At 49.3% G+C, this 2,430-nt stretch carries 4 protein-coding genes; 3 read left to right on the top strand and 1 reads right to left on the bottom strand.

The window, feature by feature from the left end:
- Together KDK14_RS14565 and KDK14_RS14560 are read left to right on the top strand one after the other, a co-directional pair.
- Positions 1-223, top strand: a 223-nt coding sequence (locus KDK14_RS14565; RefSeq protein ID WP_373691088.1) for a glycine cleavage system protein H, incomplete at its 5' end; no start/stop codon positions are given.
- Between the two features lie 181 nt (positions 224-404).
- On the top strand, positions 405-1,151 hold the full coding sequence (locus KDK14_RS14560) for a molybdopterin-synthase adenylyltransferase MoeB (protein ID WP_257265897.1): 747 nt from the start codon (positions 405-407) through the stop codon (positions 1,149-1,151).
- 32 nt (positions 1,152-1,183) lie between these two features.
- On the opposite strand, the gene KDK14_RS14555 is transcribed toward KDK14_RS14560, so the two are convergent.
- Entirely contained in the window at positions 1,184-1,450 is a 267-nt protein-coding gene (locus KDK14_RS14555) for a TfoX/Sxy family protein (protein WP_257265896.1), read from the bottom strand.
- Between the two features lie 177 nt (positions 1,451-1,627).
- On the opposite strand from KDK14_RS14555, the gene KDK14_RS14550 reads away from it, so the two are divergent.
- On the top strand, positions 1,628-2,430 hold an 803-nt coding region (locus KDK14_RS14550; RefSeq protein ID WP_257265895.1), incomplete at its 3' end, for a transglycosylase domain-containing protein.

Raw genomic sequence — 2,430 nt, 5'->3', positions numbered from 1 at the left:
GGCCGGCGCTGTGGAATCTGTCAAAGCCGCTTCAGAGATTTATGTGCCATTGACTGGTGAGGTTATTGAAGTTAATGGCATTCTGGAAGACGCTCCGGAAACCGTCAACAGTGACCCTTATAATGATGGCTGGTTCTTCAAGATGAAGCTTGATGATGAGGGTGAACTCGATGATCTGATGGATGCAGAAGCCTACAGTGAGTTTATTGAGTCAGAATCTTGATAGATTCCGGGCTGACGTCTTCAATTATTTCCCGCTGCCAACCACCTGCTGCAAAACAGTCAGCAGTGGGTGTGTTATCGGATTGCAGCTCTTCTTGTACTTCTCTTGAGTTCCAAACTTCCTGATGGTGACCGGCAGCTTATCTTTCAAGCCATTTTTTTATTATGGACAGCTACCTTCCATGAATGATGAGCAGTTACTCCGTTATAGTCGGCAAATTATGCTTCCCCAAATTGATATCGAAGGGCAGGAACGGTTGCTGTCATCAAGGGTTTTAATTCTTGGCCTGGGTGGGCTGGGCTCTCTGGCAGCCCAGTATCTGGCCGCAGCAGGGGTTGGTCACATGGTGCTGGTTGACCCGGATACAGTTGATATCACCAATCTTCACAGGCAGTTACTTTATTGTGCAAAGGATCAGGGGGCAGCAAAAGTATCCGCTGCACAGGCCCGGCTATCGGCAGTCAATGACAGTATTCAGATTGAGACTGTCCATGGATGCCTGGCCGGTGAAGACCTGTCAGAGCAGGTAAGAAAAGCGACGGTGGTTTTGGATTGTACCGATAACTTTACCAGCCGGTTCGCCATCAATGTTGCCTGTGTCAGGTCTTCTGTACCTCTGGTCAGCGGTGCAGCCATCAGGCTTGATGGCCAGCTGACAGTTTATGATCGTCGTCAGCCTGATGCGCCTTGCTATCGGTGTCTATACGATGAGCAGAGTAATGAAAATCTCAGCTGTTCTGAATCGGGAGTTCTGGGGCCAGTGGTCGGAATGATAGGCACAATGCAGGCGCTGGAAACCATCAAGCTGATCACTGGAGCTGGCAATACGTTGCATGGTCGTTTGATGATTTTTGACGCGATGACCATGGAGTGGCAGACAATGTTGCTGCAGGCAGATCCGGAGTGTCCTGTCTGCAGTCGGGCATAATAATAAATGGTGTCGAGTTTTTTGAGAGAGTATCAGGGTGGTGGCGGACTGTCCTTTACTGCCTCTAACAGGCGGGCCTTGTAATCCGGGTCCAGGTCATTCCAGTGCGTGCCAATCAGGGCTCCCTCAAGGGCGTAGAGCAATACCTTTGAAACTTTAAAACCACGATCACGAACTTTACAGTAGGCTGCAACAGAGCCTATGTCATGGAGTTGTTCAAGAGTTCTGATGCCTACAGCGTTTAACCATTGTACGGATGTCTTGCCAAGGTTTTTTAATTCGATCAGATCAGTTGCCATGTACTGGATCCTTAACTCAACTCTAGCGTCCGTACCAGAGACAGCATGATTATTGAAAGTCAGAAGTTATTTTTCTTAGAATAGCTCAGAACTTTGAAGTCCTCTTGCTAGTGTTATCAGTTATTACCGAAGGAATTCTATTTTGAAATCTTGTTGGGACTTTCCAGCAACAACTGCATGGTAAAGAAATCGACGACTAAAAAAGGCAGGCCTGGCAAAAAGACTCAATCACCCTCCAGGCAAAAACAGGGCAAACCGGTACCGTTCAAATCCATTTTGCTCAAGCTGGGGCTGACCCTGGTGGTTCTGGTCAGTGCTTATGCTATTTATCTGGATGCTGTTGTCACCCGGCAGTTTGAAGGAAAAAAGTGGGCGATACCTGCCAAGGTATTTGCACGTCCTGTTGAATTGTATTCTGGCAAGCGGATAACCCCCGGTGATCTCCAGTCCCAGCTCAGGCGTCAGGGCTATCAGGCGGTTCGCGATGTGCGCCGACCAGGCACTTTTGCCCGCAATGGCAGCCAGTTCGTTATTTACAGCCGGGGATTTCACTTTCCCGACGGTGCTGAGCCATCACGCTATGTGCAGGCCTATTTGCAAGGCAGTGAGGTGGTTCGCCTTGTTGACCGCAATGGTAAAAACCTGCCACTGCTAAGGCTAGACCCCCAGCCCATTGGTGGTATTTATCCGGCCAGTTATGAAGACCGTTTACTTATTCGGACTGCCCAGGCTCCCCGTTACCTCCTTCCTGCCCTGCTGGCCATTGAGGACCGGGACTATTATGACCATGGTGGTATCTCACCCACCGCTATTGCCCGGGCCATGGTGGCCAATCTTAAAGCCGGAGGGGTTGTTCAGGGCGGTAGTACCATTACCCAGCAGTTAGTGAAAAACTTTTTCCTGACCAATGAACGCACTCTGGTTCGAAAAGGTAAAGAAGCCATTATGGCACTGCTGCTTGAGTTGCATTACATCAAGGA

It is taken from the genome of Endozoicomonas sp. ONNA2 (assembly GCF_024606365.1).
Taxonomy (GTDB): Bacteria; Pseudomonadota; Gammaproteobacteria; order Pseudomonadales; family Endozoicomonadaceae; genus Endozoicomonas.
The sequence above is the reverse complement of the archived record's forward strand: the minus strand, read 5'-3'. Positions and strand labels throughout refer to the sequence as shown.

Bases quoted from the DNA above. Each gene is read 5' to 3' on its own strand.
- KDK14_RS14560 (WP_257265897.1), top strand. From the start codon at position 405: ATGAATGATGAGCAGTTACTCCGTTATAGTCGGCAAATTATGCTTCCC.
- KDK14_RS14555 (WP_257265896.1), bottom strand. From the start codon at position 1,450: ATGGCAACTGATCTGATCGAATTAAAAAACCTTGGCAAGACATCCGTA.